17 protein-coding genes and 1 riboswitch are annotated in these 18,517 nt (G+C 61.1%); of the genes, 13 read left to right on the forward strand and 4 right to left on the reverse strand.

What is annotated here, in order from left to right:
• Positions 1-5: 5 nt before the first annotated feature.
• Entirely contained in the window at positions 6-1,043 is a 1,038-nt protein-coding gene (locus tag BUB69_RS04745) for an AraC family transcriptional regulator (protein ID WP_073162873.1), read from the forward strand.
• On the opposite strand, the gene BUB69_RS04750 is transcribed toward BUB69_RS04745, so the two are convergent.
• From BUB69_RS04750 to pmrG, 3 genes are read right to left on the reverse strand one after another with little or no spacing between them, the layout of a single operon-like run.
• Positions 1,030-1,746: a response regulator transcription factor gene (locus tag BUB69_RS04750; RefSeq protein WP_073162875.1), complete on the reverse strand. Its 717-nt coding sequence runs from the start codon at positions 1,744-1,746 to the stop codon at positions 1,030-1,032. The two genes, BUB69_RS04745 and BUB69_RS04750, sit on opposite strands and share 14 nt — an antisense overlap.
• A 16-nt stretch (positions 1,747-1,762) precedes the next feature.
• Positions 1,763-2,632, reverse strand: a complete 870-nt coding sequence (locus BUB69_RS04755) for a phosphatase PAP2 family protein (RefSeq protein WP_084537047.1) — start codon at positions 2,630-2,632, stop codon at positions 1,763-1,765.
• Positions 2,599-3,315 carry a lipopolysaccharide core heptose(II)-phosphate phosphatase PmrG gene (pmrG, locus tag BUB69_RS04760; protein WP_073162880.1) on the reverse strand — a complete coding sequence of 239 codons (717 nt, stop codon included), beginning with the start codon at positions 3,313-3,315 and terminating at the stop codon, positions 2,599-2,601. Before pmrG ends, BUB69_RS04755 begins: the two co-directional genes overlap by 34 nt.
• A gap of 536 nt (positions 3,316-3,851) precedes the next feature.
• Between pmrG and BUB69_RS04765 the strand changes: the two genes are divergently transcribed.
• The 7 genes from BUB69_RS04765 (at position 3,852) to BUB69_RS04795 (ending at position 11,185) form a co-directional block, all read left to right on the forward strand.
• The gene (locus BUB69_RS04765) at positions 3,852-5,006 is read left to right on the forward strand and encodes a mandelate racemase family protein (protein ID WP_175561651.1); all 1,155 of its coding nucleotides are present in this window, start codon (positions 3,852-3,854) and stop codon (positions 5,004-5,006) included.
• A 90-nt stretch (positions 5,007-5,096) separates the two neighbouring features.
• Complete coding sequence (locus BUB69_RS04770) at positions 5,097-6,719, forward strand: ABC transporter substrate-binding protein (RefSeq protein WP_073162884.1); 1,623 nt, start codon at positions 5,097-5,099, stop codon at positions 6,717-6,719.
• Positions 6,720-6,760: 41 nt separating this feature from the next.
• On the forward strand, positions 6,761-7,798 hold the full coding sequence (locus BUB69_RS04775; RefSeq protein WP_073162886.1) for an ABC transporter permease: 1,038 nt from the start codon (positions 6,761-6,763) through the stop codon (positions 7,796-7,798).
• A complete protein-coding gene (locus tag BUB69_RS04780) occupies positions 7,798-8,703 on the forward strand; it encodes an ABC transporter permease (RefSeq protein WP_073162888.1) in 906 nt (301 codons plus the stop codon). Before BUB69_RS04775 ends, BUB69_RS04780 begins: the two co-directional genes overlap by 1 nt.
• A 20-nt stretch (positions 8,704-8,723) precedes the next feature.
• The gene (locus BUB69_RS04785) at positions 8,724-9,563 is read left to right on the forward strand and encodes an ABC transporter ATP-binding protein (RefSeq protein WP_073162890.1); all 840 of its coding nucleotides are present in this window, start codon (positions 8,724-8,726) and stop codon (positions 9,561-9,563) included.
• 10 nt (positions 9,564-9,573) lie between these two features.
• Entirely contained in the window at positions 9,574-10,338 is a 765-nt protein-coding gene (locus BUB69_RS04790; RefSeq protein ID WP_073162892.1) for an ABC transporter ATP-binding protein, read from the forward strand.
• Positions 10,339-10,462: 124 nt separating this feature from the next.
• Positions 10,463-11,185, forward strand: coding sequence for an oligogalacturonate-specific porin KdgM family protein (locus BUB69_RS04795; RefSeq protein WP_073162894.1), 723 nt, complete (start codon positions 10,463-10,465; stop codon positions 11,183-11,185).
• Positions 11,186-11,390: 205 nt separating this feature from the next.
• On the opposite strand, the gene BUB69_RS04800 is transcribed toward BUB69_RS04795, so the two are convergent.
• Positions 11,391-12,125, reverse strand: coding sequence for a FadR/GntR family transcriptional regulator (locus BUB69_RS04800; protein WP_073162896.1), 735 nt, complete (start codon positions 12,123-12,125; stop codon positions 11,391-11,393).
• A gap of 109 nt (positions 12,126-12,234) precedes the next feature.
• On the opposite strand from BUB69_RS04800, the gene BUB69_RS04805 reads away from it, so the two are divergent.
• The 5 genes from BUB69_RS04805 (at position 12,235) to BUB69_RS04825 (ending at position 18,250) form a co-directional block, all read left to right on the forward strand.
• Positions 12,235-12,951, forward strand: a complete 717-nt coding sequence (locus BUB69_RS04805; protein ID WP_073162899.1) for a FadR/GntR family transcriptional regulator — start codon at positions 12,235-12,237, stop codon at positions 12,949-12,951.
• Positions 12,952-12,969: 18 nt separating this feature from the next.
• Positions 12,970-13,167, forward strand: a riboswitch (cobalamin riboswitch).
• Between the two features lie 137 nt (positions 13,168-13,304).
• Complete coding sequence (locus tag BUB69_RS04810) at positions 13,305-14,318, forward strand: ABC transporter substrate-binding protein (protein WP_073162901.1); 1,014 nt, start codon at positions 13,305-13,307, stop codon at positions 14,316-14,318.
• Entirely contained in the window at positions 14,315-15,337 is a 1,023-nt protein-coding gene (locus tag BUB69_RS04815) for a FecCD family ABC transporter permease (protein ID WP_073162903.1), read from the forward strand. The genes BUB69_RS04810 and BUB69_RS04815 overlap by 4 nt, the downstream gene beginning before the upstream one ends.
• On the forward strand, positions 15,334-16,125 hold the full coding sequence (locus BUB69_RS04820; protein ID WP_073162905.1) for an ABC transporter ATP-binding protein: 792 nt from the start codon (positions 15,334-15,336) through the stop codon (positions 16,123-16,125). The genes BUB69_RS04815 and BUB69_RS04820 overlap by 4 nt, the downstream gene beginning before the upstream one ends.
• A gap of 118 nt (positions 16,126-16,243) precedes the next feature.
• The gene (locus BUB69_RS04825; RefSeq protein ID WP_024686514.1) at positions 16,244-18,250 is read left to right on the forward strand and encodes a peptidase U32 family protein; all 2,007 of its coding nucleotides are present in this window, start codon (positions 16,244-16,246) and stop codon (positions 18,248-18,250) included.
• Positions 18,251-18,517: the final 267 nt, after the last annotated feature.

Consider the following 18,517-nt stretch of genomic DNA (forward strand, 5'->3'; position numbering starts at 1 on the left):
CCACCGTGACCATCAAGAGCGACTGGTACGAAGCCGACAGCCGTTTCATCCCAGGCCATTATCAGCCTGCCACGCTGATCGACCTGGCCCTGTCGCGCGGACTCGATAGCCATCGGCTGCTCAAAGGCACCGGTCTGTTCTACGAAGACATCGTGGCGGGCAAGACACGTCTCAGCCCTCAACAGTATTTCGTGCTGATCGGCAACGCACAGCGGCAGATGGAGGCCGACGACACCAGTTTCCTGTTCGGTCAGCGGTTGTTCCCGGGGCACTACGGCGCAGCCAGTCATGCACTGCGCCATGCGCAGAACCTGCATCAGGCGCTGGAGATTCTGATTCGCCAACGCGCCCTGCTCAGCCCCGTGCTGACGCCACGTCTGGAGCTGGACGAGCATTTCGCCTACCTGTACTGGCTGGACAGCTGCGGCGCAGGCGAGCAGCAGGTGTTTGTGCTGGAGGCGGCGATGACCTCTCTCGTTGCCATGAGTCAGCAGTTAAGTGGCGAGCGCTTGCCGTGGGAGTGCAGCTTCAGCCATCAGGAGCCGCGCTATGTCGAGCAGTACTGGGTGCATCTGGGAGAAAATACGGCCTTCGGCCGGCCGCTGGACATGATGCGCCTGCCCAGGCATTACTTGACACGCCCATGGCCCGGCGCATCCCCCATCGCAGCGCAGGTCGCCCAGCAGGAGGCATCGGCGCAGCTCGACGCACTGGGGATGTGCGCCAGCCTGCTGGATCGATTGCACCAGCACCTGACGGACACCGTGCGCGAAACGACCAGCCTTGAGTATGTTGCGCAGGCCTTCGCCATGAGCCCGGCGACGCTCAAGCGCAAATTGCACAAGCACGGCACCTGCTTTCAGGCACGGCACGACCTGGCCCGCAAACACGTTGCGCTGTACCTCTACCAGATCAAGGGCATGAGCAACGAAGCCGTTGCCGAGTACCTCAATTTCAACGATCCGGCGAACTTTCGTCGCGCCTTCAAGCGCTGGACCGGCAGCACCCCGACACTGATCCAGCGGCTGTTCAGTTTCGATTGAGCGGCGGCGTGCCCTCTGCGTCATCCACACTGCGCTGCTCGCACAACTTGTAACCCAGACCGTGGGCGGTGTGCAGCAGCGGCGTGCTGAAATCCTTGTCCAGCACGCGTCTGAGGGTGTGAATGTTGCTGCGCAGGCTGTCGCTCTTCTGCCCGTCCCGCCCCCACAAAACCTGCTCCAGCTCGGCGCGTTTGACGATATGCGGGCTCTTGCGCATCAACAGCTCCAGCAGCTTCATGTTCGTGGGGTTGAGCTTCAACGGCAGACCGGCGCGAGAGACTTCCAGGGTGTCCAGGTCGAACACCAGATCGGCCACCACCATCAGCCGATTGTCCTTGCGCTGACGACGACCGACCACAGCCTCGATCCTGGCCAGCACCTCGGACATGGCAAAAGGTTTGGTGATGTAGTCGTCCGCCCCGACCTTGAACCCGAGCAGGCGGTCTTCCAGTTCGTCCCGAGCGCTGAGCATCACGATGGCGACCTCCGATTGCGAGTATTCACGCAGGCTGCGGCAGATCTGATTGCCGTCGATGCCGGGCAACATAATGTCGAGAATGATCGCGTCGAAACGCTTCGACGCCGCCAGATGCAGCCCGCTCAACCCATCCAGCGCTCCCTCGACTGCGTGCCCTCTCAGCTCGAAAAACTCCAGCAGGTTGTCATGGATGTCAGGATGATCCTCAATGACCAGAATATTCATGGCAGCGTTCCCGTCCCTACCTGACCAGGCCAGAGCCTGCCATGGAAGGCTGGCGATCAGGCGCGTACGACAACGGTTGCTGCAATCGGGATCTGCCATAGAAACACAGCGCCACCAGCAGCATGCTCAGCCACACCACGATGGCAGCCCAGAAGGTATGCGACATGAAGTGCCAGCCCTGCAGTACCCGCGTCGTGCCGTAGATCATGCCCAGCACCATAATTGCGCCCAGCAGGAGCCTGGCGTGGTGCCAGCGATAACGACGGGCCACAAAGTACAAGGCAAACAGGCTGAAGGCACTCGACGCATGACCACCCGGCCAGCAACGCCCCGCGCCAGCTTCGTGCCACAGATTGAAGTTGCGGAACCATTCCACATGAGCCTGGGCTCCGCCATACAGCGTGGTCTCGACCGGGCAATACACGCTGGTATGACTTTTGAGGAAATGGATCATGCCGGTGCTCACCGCAAAGGCGACGATCACGAACAGAAAATCCAGCCGGTGCCGGCTGAAGAACTTCAACGGTTTTGCCACTCGGCTACGGCCGACCCAGCGCGTGAGGCGGGCTTGCGGACGCAGTTGCAGCGCAGGCCACACCAGCGACAACAAAGCCCCGATGATCGCCAGCTCACCCGTCCAGTTGGGAATGATCCGTGCCCAGTTGTGGGTGATCTTTTCGAACAGATGGCTCTGCCCGACCGGGAAGTTGCCTGCCACCGGGTCGTAAAGCAGGTTGCTCAGCGCGATATCAAGGTGCGTCAGGTCAAAGATCAGGAACACGAGCAGACCCGCCAGCAGCGGAATCCCGAGATTGTTGCGATAGAAGGTGTAACGGGATCTGGCGGATGTCTTCAATTCAGTTGCTCGCTGTCGATGTCTGCCCATTGCCTGGCATTGAGGGATCCAAGGATTTTCGGGGTGTGCGTGCCGTCCACCTGAACGAATACCGCTTCAGCGTAGGCGCTGGCGCGCTCATTGAACGGTACACCCAGCTTGCGCTCAAACTGGTCAATGCACCCACTGTGCGTGACCAGGATCAGGTTTTCACCTACGGTCTTGTGCGCCTGCACAGCATTCTTGAAACCGCCATTACAGTCGTTGGGCCATGCTTCGTCGCGTACGACATGGCCCGAGATCAGATCGGCTGTCTGCTGGGTGCGAAGCTTGGGGCTGGTGATCATCCTTGCGTCGACAAACCCGAGTCTTTTCAGGCCGGTGCCCACCGCCACTGCGGCATCACGCCCCTTGAGCGTGATGCCCTGTGCATCGGCCATGCAAGGATTGGTCGAGCGATCGCAGCGCTCGGCATGCCGGATCATGACCACCACCTCGCCCTGCTTCCAGTGCGCATACAGGCCTGACTGTTTCAGGGCACCTGCGGCTCCCAGATCGACCACATGCGTTGCCTTGAAGGCAGTGAAAAACCATACGCCAATGGCCGCAAGGGCTACGACCGCGAGAGCCAGGGCAATGTGCCGATTGGTCAGCGAAGGTCTTGCGATGGCAAACCTGGACAGCCAGGGTCTGTTGATGACGGCATATTTATTATCGGTTGAACTGCGCGCCACGGGGCCGCTCCTGTACTGGTCATCAGCGTGATTTCAGCTGGGGCCAAGATAGGGACGACCTCGTTCGGACGCGGTGAAGAAGATGTGAAAAAGACGTTGCAACCCATTGGCTCACGGTCGCGCCCCAAAACGCCCCCGCCCGATGAAAGCCCCGTGCCATCATGCCTCCAGGCCATGTACCGCGCTTGACTGCGCCGCGCCACGCATCTTGTGAAAAATATTTCAGGTTGCGTTTCATCAGGCGCAGTGCAGAAAAGGGCCGCCGGGCGCCCCGTCTCTGCCGTCGTGAGCCGTGGGCACCCCTGCAAACGTCGCATCATCACAAAAGGTATGACGACTTTATAGGTGTCATATCACCCCGAACGCCTGTAAACCCGCCATTACCTCCAGACAACCCCCTAAAACCACAGCCAAATATCACAACAAGTCATCATACGACCCTTGACATCGTCCTACAAAAGCGCAAATACTCGCTCAACGTTGTATGACGACATACTATAAATCTGCAAATAACTACAATAACGCTGAAGGCCCTCATGAATATCACCTCGGTCAGTGTCGACGTCTTTACCTTCCCCTCTCGACGCGCTGTAGACAGCGCAGGGCACGCCCACCCCGGCGAAGAAAAACCGGTCAGGATGGCCATGCTGCGTATCGCGTGCGACGACGGCAGCGAAGGCTTCTCCTTTGGCCCACCCGAATTGATCCGACCTCACATCATCGAATCCTTTGTGAAAAAGGTAGTGGTCGGTCAGAACCCGATGAATCGGGAAAAGATCTGGCAGGAACTGGCCCACTGGCAACGCGGCAGCGCCAGTCAGTTCACCGACCGTGCGCTGGCACTGGTGGAGCAGGCACTGTGGGATCTGGCAGGACGCGCCCTGAAACAACCCGTCCACCAACTGCTCGGCGGTTATCGCGACAAGGTCCTGGCCTATGGCTCGACCATGTGTGGCGATGACCTGCCAGGCGGTCTTTCCACGCCGGACGAGTACGGCCAGTTCGCCGAGAAGCTGGTGCAGCGCGGCTATAAAGGCATCAAGCTGCATACCTGGATGCCACCGATCTCGTTCGCACCCGATCCACGTATGGATGTGCAGGCCTGCGCAGCAGTGCGTGAAGCGGTCGGCCCGGACATCGCCCTGATGCTCGACGGTTATCACTGGTACAGCCGCACCGATGCGCTATACATCGGGCGCGAACTGCAGAAGCTCGATTTTGCCTGGTTTGAAGAGCCGATGATGGAAGACTCGGCCGAATCCTATACCTGGCTGGCGGCCAATCTGGACATCCCGGTGCTCGGACCGGAAAGCATCGCAGGCAAATACCACAGCCGCGCCAACTGGGTGGCCAACAAATCCTGTGACATCCTGCGCGCTGGCGTGGCCGGAGTCGGGGGTATCGGACCGTGCCTGAAAGTCGCGCACCTGGCCGAATCGTTTGGCATGGATTGCGAGGTGCACGGCAACGGTGCGGCCAATCTGGCGGTGGTGGGCGCAATCAGCAACTGTCGCTGGTACGAACGAGGCCTGCTGCATCCGTTCCTCGAATACGATGACGTGCCGGCCTATCTCAATACGCTGGTCGACCCAATGGACAAAGACGGCTTCGTACACCTCAGCGAAAAACCCGGACTGGGCGAAGACATCAACTTCAGCTACATCGAGACCCATACCGTGCAACGCTACTGACAGGCGGTACCACGAAGGGTACTCGCCGCGCCCTTCGCGAAAGTGTTCGACAAGCAAGCGTCTTAATAACTATAAAAAAGGACCGCACCCATGAAGCTCTGGCCCCAGCGCCTGCCCTGGCTGCTTTGCCTCGCCTTGACGGCGACATTCATGCACACCCCGCCCGCTCTGGCGCGCGGCGAAACACCGGTCGACCAACTGGTGGTCGGCATGAGCATGATCAACCTGTTGTCTCTCGATCCTGCCGGTGCGACCGGACTGGAAGTCGCCGAGGTCAATGCCAATGTGTACGACATGCTGCTGGAGCAGGACGCGGCCAAACCCGACCAGTTAATTCCTGCTCTGGCCGAGCGCTGGGAGATCAGCCCTGATCGCATGCGTCTGACCTTTCATCTGCGTCCAGGCGTCATCTTTCACTCCGGCAACCCGCTGACCGCCCAGGATGTCGTCTGGTCGCTGCAACGTGTCGTGACGCTTAACAAGGCCCTGGCCTCGACCTGGAAGGCGTACGGCTACACCGCAAAAAATGTCGGCGAACTGATGCGCACCGAAGGCCCGTCCACCTTCGTCCTCGACCTGCCCAAACCTACCGATCCGATGCTGGTGCTCAACACCCTCGCGACCTCGCCAAGCGCCTTTGTCATTGATCGCCTCACGGCACTCAAGCACGCCAAAGGCGATGATCTCGGTGCTGGCTGGCTGACCACCAACACGGCAGGGTCCGGCGCATTCAAGCTCGACATCTGGCGCGCCAACGATGTGATCCTCATGAGCCGTTTCGATCAGTACTGGCGCGGTCCGGCCAAGATGCGCCGCGTGATCATGCGCAACATGACCGAGTCCCAGGCCTTGCGCCTGATGGTCGAACGCGGCGATCTGGACGTGGCACGCGGTATGGCCGCCACCGACATCAAGGCCCTGACCCGCTCGGATCAAGTCACGGTGCAGACCATCCCGCGCGGTACCCTTTATTACATTGCCATGAGCATGGAGCAGCCGCTGTTTCAGGACATCCGTGTGCGTCAGGCGATCCGCTCACTGATCGACTATCAGGGCATCAACAACGTGGTCATGCCGCACTACGGAGTGGCCAACCAGCGCCCGCTGCAACTGGGCCTGCCTGCCCGTCTCGACGATCCAGGCTATGCGCTCGATGTCGCGCAAGCCAGGCGCCTGCTGGCCGAGGCCGGGTACCCGGAGGGCTTCAAGATCACTATCCGCTCGCTGACCGATTCGCCCTTCATCAACATCGCAACCAGCCTGCAATCGACGCTGGCGCAGGCAGGCATCCACGCCAACATCATCACCGGCACCGGTAACCAGATCTACGGCGCGATGCGTGACCGGCGCTTCGACATTCTGGTCGGTCGTGGTGGCGGCGGCGCCGAACGTCACCCTCACTCCAGCCTGCGCGCACTGATCTACAACCCCGACAACCGCGAAGAAGCCCGGCTGAGCAACTTTCAGGGCTGGCGCACCTCGTTCTACAACGCCGAGATCAATCAATTGATCGAGCAGGCCGAGCGTGAACGCGATCCAGGGCAACAACTGACGGACTACCAGCGCATTCAGACGCTCTACGACCAGAAAGCCGGGCCGATCATGCCGGTGTCGCAGATGACCGACGAAGTGGTGATTCACGCCGACGTACGTGAATACCTGGGGCACAGCGCCGCCACCACGCGACTGCGTGACGTCTACAAGCAACGCTGAACACACGCGTTCAATCGCTCAAGCCAAGGCAGGAATACACCATGTCGAGTGCATCGATTTCATTTTGGAGCAGTCGGGTCGCCCACGGCACCCGTCGCAGCGGATCAGTGGCGGCGACCCTGTTCGGACTGCTGTTGCTCACTTTCTTCATCGGCCGGGTCATGCCGCTGGACCCGGTACTGGCCATCGTCGGACCGGACGCAGACGCAGCCGCGTACGCCCAGGCCTATCAGGAATTGGGTCTGGACAAGCCGCTGACCACCCAGTTTGTCATGTACCTCAAGGACCTGCTGCACGGCGATCTGGGCAAGGCGCTGCTGACCGGGCATCCGGTGATCGACGACATCGCGCGTGTGTTCCCGGCCACTCTGGAACTGGCAACCCTGGCGATCCTGTTCGGCGTGCTGATCGGCCTGCCACTGGGCGTCTATGCCGCAACCCATCAAGGTCGCGCCGCAGACCACGTCGCTCGGGTCATCACCTTGTTCGGTTACTCAACACCGATCTTCTGGCTGGGCATGATGGCTTTTCTGGTGTTCTACGCCTGGCTGGGCTGGGCAGGCGGCGTCGGGCGCATCGGTCTGGCCTACGACGGCCTGATCGAAACCCGCACCGGCCTGCTGCTGATTGACACCGCGCTGTCCGGCGACTGGGAGGCGTTTCGCAGCGCGCTGCGCCATATTCTGCTGCCTGCCGTGATCCTGAGTTTCAACTCCGTCGCCTACATCAGCCGCATGACCCGCAGCTTCATGCTCGAACAGTTGTCGCAGGAGTACATCATCACCGCGCGGGTGAAAGGCCTGTCGCAACGGCGCATCGTCTGGGGCCATGCGTTCCGCAACATTCGCGTGCAGTTGCTGACCATCGTCGCCCTTGCCTACGGCGGCCTGCTGGAAGGCGCGGTGCTGATCGAGACCGTGTTTGCCTGGCCCGGCTTCGGCCAGTACCTGACCAGTAGCCTGCTACTGGGCGATATGAATGCGGTGATGGCCTGCGTGCTGCTGATTGGTTTGATCTTCGTGGTCCTGAACCAGATCAGTGACGCCCTCTACAAAGTCTTCGACCCGAGAACCCGCTGATGACCACTTCCATGACAAGCAGCGCCAAACCCGCCTTTCAGGCGCCCACGTCGAGCCTGGCAGCCTTCGCCACCAGCAGTGCGCGGCTGATGCGTTTTCTGCTGCGCAACCCGATGACCCTGGCAGGACTGATCGTGATCAGCACGCTGATGATCGTCGCCCTGTTCGCGCCCTGGATCGCGACCCATGATCCGCTCGCTCAGGACCTGTCCGCTGCGTTGCGCAGCCCTGGCGCGCAGAACTGGTTCGGCACCGATGAGTACGGCCGCGATGTATTCAGCCGCCTGGTGTATGGCTCGCGCATCACGCTGTACATCGTGATGCTGGTGACGGTGATCGTCGGCCCCATCGGCCTGATGATCGGCACAGTGTCAGGCTACTTCGGTGGCTGGGTGGACAGCCTGTTCATGCGCATCACCGACATTTTCATCTCATTCCCGAGCCTGGTGCTGGCGCTGGCCTTCATCGCGGCGCTGGGCCCTGGCCTCGAGCATGCCGTGATCGCCATCGCTCTCACCGCCTGGCCGCCGATTGCCCGGCTGGCAAGGGCCGAAACCCTGTCGCTGCGCAACGCCGATTTCGTGGTGGCGGTGAAACTGCAGGGCGCATCGTCGTTGCGGATCATCGCTCGCCACATCATTCCGATGTGCCTGTCCTCGGTGATCATCCGCCTGACCATGAACATGGCCAGCATCATACTCACCGCCGCGGCATTGGGTTTTCTGGGCCTTGGCGCTCAGGCACCGCTGCCGGAATGGGGCGCAATGATCTCCAGCGGTCGCCGCTACATGCTGGAAAGCTGGTGGCTGGTGGCCGCACCCGGCGCGACCATCATGCTGGTCAGCCTGGCGTTCAACCTGCTGGGTGACGGCCTGCGCGACGTACTCGATCCACGCAGCGAATGACATTAATAAGGACGACAACCATGTCTGAGATAAAGCTTGCGGTAGAAGATTTGCGGGTCGAGTTCCACAACGCCGGCAAGACCACGGCGGCGGTACGCGACGTGTCGTTCACGCTGGGCCGCGAAAAGCTGGCGATTGTCGGCGAATCCGGTTCGGGCAAGTCCACGGTGGGCCGCAGCCTGCTGCGCCTGCACCCGGCCAGCGCGCGCATCACCGCCACGACCCTGCGCTTCGGCAACGTCAACCTGCTCGAATGCAGCGAAAAACAGATCCAGGGCATTCGTGGACGGCGCATGTCGATGATCATGCAGGACCCCAAATACTCGCTCAATCCAGTGATCAAGGTCGGCGAGCAGATCGCCGAAGCGTACCTGGCGCACCACAAGGTGTCGCGAAAGGAAGCCCGCGAACGCACCCTGGAGATGCTCGCCAAGGTCCACATCCGTGAACCTGCCCGCGTCTACGAACTTTATCCGCACGAAGTGTCGGGCGGCATGGGCCAGCGGATCATGATCGCAATGATGGTGATCACCGATCCGCAAGTGATCATCGCCGACGAGCCGACCTCGGCACTGGATGTCTCGGTGCGTCGCCAGGTGCTCAATGTGCTGGAAGAGCTGGTCAGCGAGCGGGATCTCGGGCCGATTTTCATCAGTCACGACCTGAACATGGTGCGCCACTTCTGCGACCGTGTGCTGGTGATGTACGCGGGACGCGTTGTGGAATCGCTCAAGGCCGACGAACTGGATCAGGCTCGCCACCCTTACACCCAAGGCTTGCTCGCGGCACTGCCCAGCCTGGATCGTCCGCGCGCCATCCTGCCGGTACTGCAGCGCGATCCCCTCTGGCTCACTCACTGAGAACGCTCCCATGGCAATGATTGAAGTCAATTCACTGAACCTGAGCTTCGGCACCGGTGCTGCGTTGAATCAGGTACTGAGCGACGTCAACCTGCACGTCGAGCAAGGCCAGTCGTTCGGGCTGGTCGGCGAGTCAGGGTCGGGCAAGACCACGGTACTGCGCTGCCTGGCCGGTCAATATCACCACTGGACCGGCGCATTGAGCGTCGCAGGCCAAAAGGTTGGGCGCACGCTCGACGCGAGTCATTACCGCACCGTGCAAATGGTGTTTCAGGACCCCTACGCCTCGTTACATCCGCGTCACACCATTGACGCGGCACTCAAGGAACCGCTGAGCATCCACAAGATCGATCAGCGTGACCGTCGCGTCTGCGACGTGCTGAACCGTGTCGGCCTCAATGAAAGCTTTCGCTTTCGCTATCCGCATCAACTGTCCGGCGGACAGCGGCAGCGGGTTGCAATTGCCAGGGCCTTGATTCTGGAGCCGCGCGTGTTGCTGCTGGATGAGCCGACCTCGGCGCTCGACGTCTCGGTGCAGGCTGAAATCCTTAACCTGCTGGCGGACCTGCGCCAGCAGCAAGGCCTGACCTACCTCATGGTGACGCACGACCTGGGCGTGGTCGCGCATCTGTGCGACCGGGTGGCGGTCATGCAGCAAGGCCGGATCGTGGAAACCCTCGACAGCCATCAGTTGAGCAACGATCAGGCGCAGCACGACTACTCGCGACTGCTGATCCAGGCCAGTCGCGACATGGATGTGCGCCCGAGCGGCTGACCGCTACAGGTCGCCTCCCAGAAAACCCTGCTGCCAGTGTGATCCCTGGCCGAATCGGCTATCGGATCCGGCTGCCTGCGATTTACCTGAAAACCCTTTTTCTCACTCAAACAAGAATAAAAAAATGAAAAAATCAATCGCACTGCTCTCCCTGACCGCCCTGTTCCCGAGCGCATGGACCCATGCCGACAGCGCGTACATAAACTATCGCCACCAATACGCGGAAAGCACCCGTATGCACGCCGACCGGGTCAAGTTCGGCACACGCCTGGACAGCGGCTGGGGCTTCGAAGGGGAACTGAAATACAAGACCGCAGGTGATCGTCAGGACGTGGCGTTCGACAACACTGTCGGCAACGGCCATGAACTCACGGTCAGTTACCAGCACAGGCTGAACGACAAATGGCTGCTGACGCCCTCCTTGGCACTGGAGAGCATCGAGAAGTCCACGGCTTACAAAATGGGCCTCAAGGTCGGTTACAAGGTTACTGAGCAACTGACGGTGTCCGGACGCTACCGTTATGACTCGATCAAGCTCGACCGAGACAGGGTCAACCGGGACATGCCTGACAACCAGATGAACGATCAGTCGGTCAATCGCTACGACGTCTGGCTCAACTACGCCACCAAAGGTCCGTGGGCGTACGAGTATCAGTTCACCTACTTCGACGCCGACTACATCCGCTATGACAACGACAAGACCGACTACGAACAGAACGCAGCCTTCAAGTACAAATGGGACAAGCACTGGGTGCCGTTCTTCGAAATAGGCGACATCAAGGTCAACGCCGAGGATGACAAGCGCCAGTTGAGATTGCGGGTGGGGGTGCAGTACAACTTTCTTTGAAGGTTGAAGCGCAAAAAGGGCCGCAACGATGACATCTCTTTGAACGCATGACCCGTGGGAGGTGGCTTGCCAGCGATGATGTCAGTTCAGTCATTGAAAGGTCGCATCAGAAAAGGCTTCGCCGGCAAGCCGCCTCCCACCGTTCGTTGATTGCGACAAGATTTGCACATAACAGCAGAACAGGACGCTCTGCGTCCCACCGATGTCAGTCGCTATATAAAGCCTGGGTCCGGCGCAGGCGCATGCGGCTGCCGTTGAGGTGCAGGTACATGGCCGAGCGGGCGGCATCGACGTTGCCCTCGGCAATGGCGTTAAAGATCTGCCGGTGTTCGGCATTGATGCCTTCAAGGTAGGCACTTCGGTCGCTCTGACCGGTATAGGCCGAGTTCATCCGTGTACGAGGAATCAGCTTGGTGCCGAGATGCTTCATGATGTCGATCAGGTAGGCATTGCCTGACGCCTTGGCGATCTTGAGGTGAAATTGAAAGTCGGCGTTGATGGTGGTCCCGGACTTCTGAGGGCCTTCCAGCAACGCGTCGAAGGCCCGCTTGAGTTCCAGCAGCGCCTCGGGACTGCGTCGTTGCGCGGCAAGGCCTGCGGCTTCGACTTCGAGACTCAGACGAAACTCCAGCAGGTTCAGCACGTCCGCCACCGTGGCGATGGTTGCAGGCCCCACGGAAAAGCCTTCCGGTGGCGGCATGTCGAGCACAAAGGTCCCGACGCCGTGACGCGTTTCCACCAACCCTGCCGCCTGCATCCGCGACAAGGCATCACGCACCACTGTGCGACTGACGCCTTCGGCTTCCATGATATGAAGCTCCGAGGGCAGCTTTTCGCCGCGCTTAAGCACGCCCTCGCGCATCCGCTGGGCAAAGCGGTCGACCAGGGTTTCAGCCAGGCGCCGATGGTTCTTTGGCGAGGAAAGTGCGTTGTCCGACATTGCAGCCTCATTTTTATCGAATGCGCGAGTATAGGCCGCGATCCCCGCACAAAACACGTCTTGAGTGCGGTTATACTCAGCGGCCCGACACGGAGCTGATCACCCCGCCATGGAACACACTGCTTCCCCGAAAGGCCGCCGTTCCAGCCTGACCCAACAACTGGTCGCCGAGTTCTCGCGCAGGATTCGCGAGGGCGAGATCCAGAGCGGTGAAAAACTGCCCACCGAGCAGGTGATCATCCGCGAAACCGGAGTCAGCCGCACCGTAGTGCGCGAGGCCATGTCGCGTCTTCAGGCCGAAGGGCTGGTTGAAACCCGGCACGGCATCGGCACATTCGTCGTCGATGCTTCAGAGGTCAGGACCACTCAATCGGATGAGCCTTCTATCGGCGCACCCGGCGACGCCGTGGCAATCATCGAACTGCGCTTGAGCCTGGAGCCTGAAGCTGCCGCGCTGGCTGCGCAACGCCGCACGCCAGAACAACTGAGCGCCATTCGTCAGGCACTCGACGAACTGCATCGCTGCGTCAAGACCGGTCAGAACACCCTGCAGGCCGACCACGAATTCCATCGCCGTATTTCCCTGTGTACGGCCAACAGCTTCTTCACCGATGTGATGAACCAGTTGGGCAGCAGCATCCTGCCACGCACGCGCAGTGGTTTTGGCAATATCGCGTCACTGAAGGTCGAGGACGACCCGCACATTCAGCAGCGCGAACAGGAGCAGGTCTTCGACGCCATAGCTCACCAGGATCGCGACGCCGCCCGGGCCGCGATGCGCCTGCATCTGATCAACAGCCTGCAACGCCTTCGCGCAAAGCCATAGCGAGCCCCGTCCTTATCGTTTACCATGCCGCCCGTCGGTTTCCGAGAGGAACTAACAGGGAATTCGCACGCCTCGCTGCATGAGGCCAAAACGAAACTGCCCCCGCAACTGTAGGCATCGAGCCTGCTCCACAACTGCCACTGGGTGATCCCCGGGAAGGCCGGAGCCAGGCGATGACGTGCCAGTCAGGAGACCTGCCGACCTGCATACAATCACTAACCGGCGGGGTGTCCGGGAAGGACATCCGCGCGCAAGGTCATAGTGCGCCGTGCCCTGCTGTTTCTCTGCGGGCCGGGATGTGTTTCCTGTCGTGCATTGCGCCCTGACACATGTTCGAATCGAGGTCGCACTCCATGTCACTGTCCCGCCTTGCCGTCCTGGCTACCAGCCTCACCCTTTCCAGCCTGGGGTTTGCCGCGCCGACCCACTATCCGCTAACCCTCGAAAACTGCGGCTACTCGCTGACCTTCGACCGCGCACCGAACAAAGCGGTGACCATTGGTCAGTCGGGCACTGAAATGCTCTATGAGCTGGGCCTGGGCGACAAGCTGGTCGGCACGTCCCTGTGGTTCAACGACGTGCTGCCGCGCTTCAAGGCACAGAACGACAAGGTCGAGCGCCTGGCCGACAACGACCCCAGCTTCGAAGCCGTGATTGGCAAGCGTCCTGAACTGGTTGCCGTGCAGCTGGAATGGATGGTCGGTAAACAAGGCGCAGTCGGCACCCGCGAGCAGTTCCACGAACTGAAAATCCCGACCTACCTGATGCCGTCGGACTGTGAAGGCAAAGACAACCTGGTCGGCGCCGATGGCACGCGTCTGGAGCCGTTCCGCATCGAAACCATCTACAAGAGCATCGAGCAACTGGCGCAGATTTTCGACGTACAGGATCGTGGCGAGACGCTGGTCGCCAGCCTCAAGGCGCGCCTCAGCGCGGCGGTGGCCAACGTCAAGCAGAACCACGACAAAGATGTATCGGCGGTGTTCTGGTTCTCCAGCTCCGACCTGGCCGCAGACCCTTACGTGGCCGGCCGCAAGGGCATCCCGGACTTCATGCTCAACAATCTGGGAATGCGCAACATTGTGCAGTCCGATGAAGAGTGGCCAACGGTGGGCTGGGAAACCATCGCCAAGGCCAATCCAAGCATTCTGGTGATTGCACGTATGGATCGCCGTCGCTTCCCGGCCGACGACTACCGCAAGAAAATCGAATTCCTCAAGGCAGACCCGGTGACCCGCAACATGGACGCCGTGAAGCACGATCGCATCGTAATCATCGACGCTGAAGGCATGCAGGCAAGCCTGCGTCTGTTCACCGGCATCGAAGAGCTGTCCGCAGCCGCCAACCGCTTCAACGGCGCTCCATGAGATTGCCTGTCGCGTTGGGGCATGTGCTCTGGGTGTCCGCAGTGCTGGTGCTGGCAATCATCGTAGGCGCTGCAATCGGTGAAACCTCGATCAGCGTACAGGTGGTGTTTCAGGTGCTGGCCAACAAGCTGTGGGCGGCGGGCTATGCGCTGGACCCGATCGACGAAGGCATCGTCTGGAATTACCGACTGACCCGCGCCATCGTTGCCGCTGCCTGCGGCTCAGGGCTGGCAATTTGCGGCGTGGTGCTGCAATCACTGTTGCGCAACCCGCTGGCCGACCCTTATCTGCTGGGCATTTCGGCGGGTGCCTCGACCGGGGCGGTCATGGTCGCGATTCTGGGGTTCGGCGCTGGCGTGGTTTCCATGTCGGCGGGTGCCTTCGTCGGCGCCCTGGTGGCGTTCTCTCTGGTCGCCCTGCTCGCCCACTCCTCGCGAGGCAGCACCGCCGCCGGGCAGATCATTCTGGCGGGGATCGCCGGCTCGCAACTGTTCAACGCCCTCACCTCGTTCCTGATCACCAAGTCCGCCAGCTCCGAACAGGCTCGCGGCATCATGTTCTGGTTGCTGGGCAACCTGAGCGGCGTACGCTGGCCCTCGGTGTGGCTGGCCGTCCCCGCCGCGCTGGTCGGTCTGGTGGTGTGTCTCTGGCACAGGCGAGCGCTGGATGCGTTCACGTTTGGTAGCGACTCGGCTGCGTCGCTTGGCATTGCCGTGCGGCGGGTGCAGATCGTCTTGATCGCCACAGCGGCACTGGTGACGGCGGTGATGGTCTCGATTGTGGGGTCCATCGGCTTTGTCGGCCTGGTGATTCCGCATGCAGTGCGCATGCTGAGCGGCGTGCGCCACGCCCGGCTGGTGCCGCTGAGCGCGCTGAGCGGCGCGCTGTTTCTGATTGCTGCGGACATTCTTTCGCGCACCTTGATCAAAGGCCAGGCGCTGCCTATCGGGGTGATCACCGCCCTGATCGGCGCGCCGGTGTTTGCGTTAATCCTCATTCAGGGGAACAGAACTCGATGAATGCTTTTATTCCCGGCGTTTCAGAATCGGTGCTCAGTTGCACCGGCCTGAGCTATTCGGTCAGGGGCGCGACGCTGTTGCGGGACGTGGATATCCGCATCACTCAGGGTGAGACACTGGGCATCGTAGGCCCGAACGGCTCGGGCAAATCGACCCTGCTCAAGCTGTTGTCCGGCATCCACAAGCCGTGCAGCGGTCAGGTCATGCTCGGCGAACGCCCGCTGGCGGGCCTGAATCGGCGCGACATCGCTCGCGCACTGGCGGTGGTCGAACAACAAGCCGAGACCAGCGACGCGATCACGGTGCTGGATGCCGTGGAACTGGGCCGCACGCCCTGGCTGTCGGCCCTGGCTCCATGGAGTGACAACGACGACCGGATTGTCCGTCAGGCACTGCTGGACGTGGACATGCTGCCCTTCATCAAGCGCGCCTGGCATACGTTGTCGGGCGGTGAGCGGCAGCGGGTGCACATCGCCCGGGCGCTGGCACAGCGGCCAGGCATTCTGCTGCTGGACGAACCGACCAACCACCTGGATATCCAGCACCAACTGACCATCCTCGGCCTGGTCAAGGCGTTGCCGGTGACCACGGTCATCGCGCTGCATGACCTGAATCAGGCGCTGGACTGCGACCGGGTCGCCGTCATGGAAAAAGGCCGTATGGTCGCGCTGGGCGCACCGGTCGATGTGTTGACGCCCGAGCGTCTGCTGGAGACCTTTGGCGTGGTCGCCCGCTGGCTGACCGACCCTTTCGATGGCTCGCGGATTCTGCGTCTGCGTTCGCGCTGAAAGCAGCCGCCCGGACACACCGACAGTCAGTAAATGACGCTGCAGCGATCAGCGCAGGTGCGCCGCGCGGCCCATGGCACTACAATGCGCGCTTTGCCCGCCGTCGGATGCCGTAGCCATGTCCCTACCCAAACACCACCTGGAATTGCTCAGCCCCGCACGGGACACGAGCATCGCCCGTGAAGCCATCCTGCATGGCGCCGACGCGGTGTACATTGGCGGGCCGAGCTTCGGCGCACGACACAACGCCTGCAACGAGGTCAGCGATATCGCCGAACTGGTGAAATTTGCCCATCGCTACCATGCGCGCATCTTCACCACGATCAACACTATCCTGCACGACGACGAACTGGAACCGGCCCGCACGCTGATCCACCAGCTCTACGACGCAGGCGTGGATGCGCTGATCGTGCAAGACCTTGGCGTCCTGGATATGGACATTCCACCCATTGAGCTGCATGCCAGCACCCAGACCGACATCCGCACCCTTGGCCGGGCGAAGTTTCTCGATCAGGCAGGTTTCTCGCAACTTGTATTGGCGCGTGAGCTGAACCTGCAGGAAATCCGCGAGATCGCCGACGAAACCGACGCGGCCATCGAGTTCTTCATCCATGGCGCGTTGTGCGTGGCATTCTCCGGGCAGTGCAATATCTCCCACGCGCAGAACGGCCGCAGCGCCAACCGGGGCGACTGCTCCCAGGCGTGCCGCCTGCCTTACACCCTCAAGGACGATCAGGGCCGTGTCGTGGCCTTCGAAAAGCACCTGCTGTCGATGAAAGACAACAACCAGAGCGCCAACCTGCGTGCCCTGGTCGAAGCCGGCGTGCGCTCGTTCAAGATCGAGGGGCGCTACAAGGACGCGGGCTACGTCAAAAACATCACCGCTTATTACCGTCAGCGACTGGACGACATCCTCGAAGACCGCCCGGACCTGGCGCGGGCCTCCAGCGGCCGTACCGCGCACTTCTTCGTCCCGGACCCGGAAAAGACCTTCAACCGTGGCAGCACCGACTACTTCGTCAGTGACCGCAAGATCGACATCGGCGCCTTTGACACGCCGACCTTCACCGGCCTGTCGGTGGGCAGCGTGGAAAAACTGGGCAAGCGCGATCTGATCGCAGTCACCCACGAGCCACTGTCCAACGGCGACGGTCTGAACGTGCTGATCAAGCGTGAGGTGGTGGGTTTCCGCGCCAACGTGGCCGAGCTCAAAGGTGAATTCGAGGAAGACGGCGAGAAACGCTGGCGCTATCGCGTCGAGCCCAATGAGATGCCGGCCGCCCTCTCACGACTGCGCCCGAATCACCCGCTGAACCGTAACCTGGATCACAACTGGCAGCAGGCGCTGCTCAAGCCGTCGGCCGAACGCCGGATCGGTATCCAGTGGCAGGTCGAACTGCGTGAAGAGCGTCTGAACCTGATCGCGACCAGCGAGGAAGGTGTGAGTGTCACGACTCATCTGGACGGGCCGTTCGGTGCAGCGAACAAACCGGAACAGGCGCTCGACCAGTTGCGTGACCTGCTCTCGCAACTGGGCACCACGATCTATCACGCTCAGGACATCAAGCTGGACGCCCCACAGGCGTTCTTCGTGCCCAACTCTCAGCTCAAGACGCTGCGCCGCGACACCATCGACGCGTTGACCGAAGCGCGCCTGAAGGCTCATCCGCAAGGCGGTCGCAAGGCAGAAACCACGCCGCCACCGGTCTATCCCGAGTCGCACCTGTCGTTTCTGGCCAACGTCTACAACCAGAAGGCGCGTGATTTCTACCACCGCCACGGCGTGCAACTGATCGATGCGGCTTACGAAGCGCACGAGGAAACGGGCGAAGTCCCGGTGATGATCACCAAGCACTGCCTGCGTTTCTCGTTCAACCTGTGCCCGAAACAGGCCAAGGGCGTGACCGGCGTACGTACCAAAGTGGCGCCGATGCAGCTGATTCAAGGCGACGAAGTGCTGACCCTGAAGTTCGACTGCAAGCCCTGTGAAATGCACGTGGTGGGCAAGATGAAAGGCCATATTCTGGACCTGCCGCTGCCAGGCAGCGCCGCGGCCAAGGCGGTCGTTGGGCACATCACACCAGAAGACCTGATGAAAACCGCCCGCCAGCGCGCCCCGCGCTGACGAAACTCATCAAGCACCCGCGTCCCACAGAAGAGGAGGCTTCATCACCTTTTGTGGGAGCGGACTTGTCCGCGAATACAGCAGCCTGGCCACTGCATCTTCGTCGGATGTACCGGCCTTTTCGCGGACAAACGGAACGCCGCCCGGTCCGTATCCACAAAATCCAGCCTCTTCAGCGGGTTATTAATGTCTGATCTGGGCGGCGTTCCGACGATCAACGACGATGCAATTTTCTGGCAAACCCTGCCGGTCTCATGACCAGCAAGC

The sequence above is a fragment of the Pseudomonas asturiensis genome (genome assembly GCF_900143095.1).
Taxonomy (GTDB): domain Bacteria; phylum Pseudomonadota; class Gammaproteobacteria; order Pseudomonadales; family Pseudomonadaceae; genus Aquipseudomonas; species Aquipseudomonas asturiensis.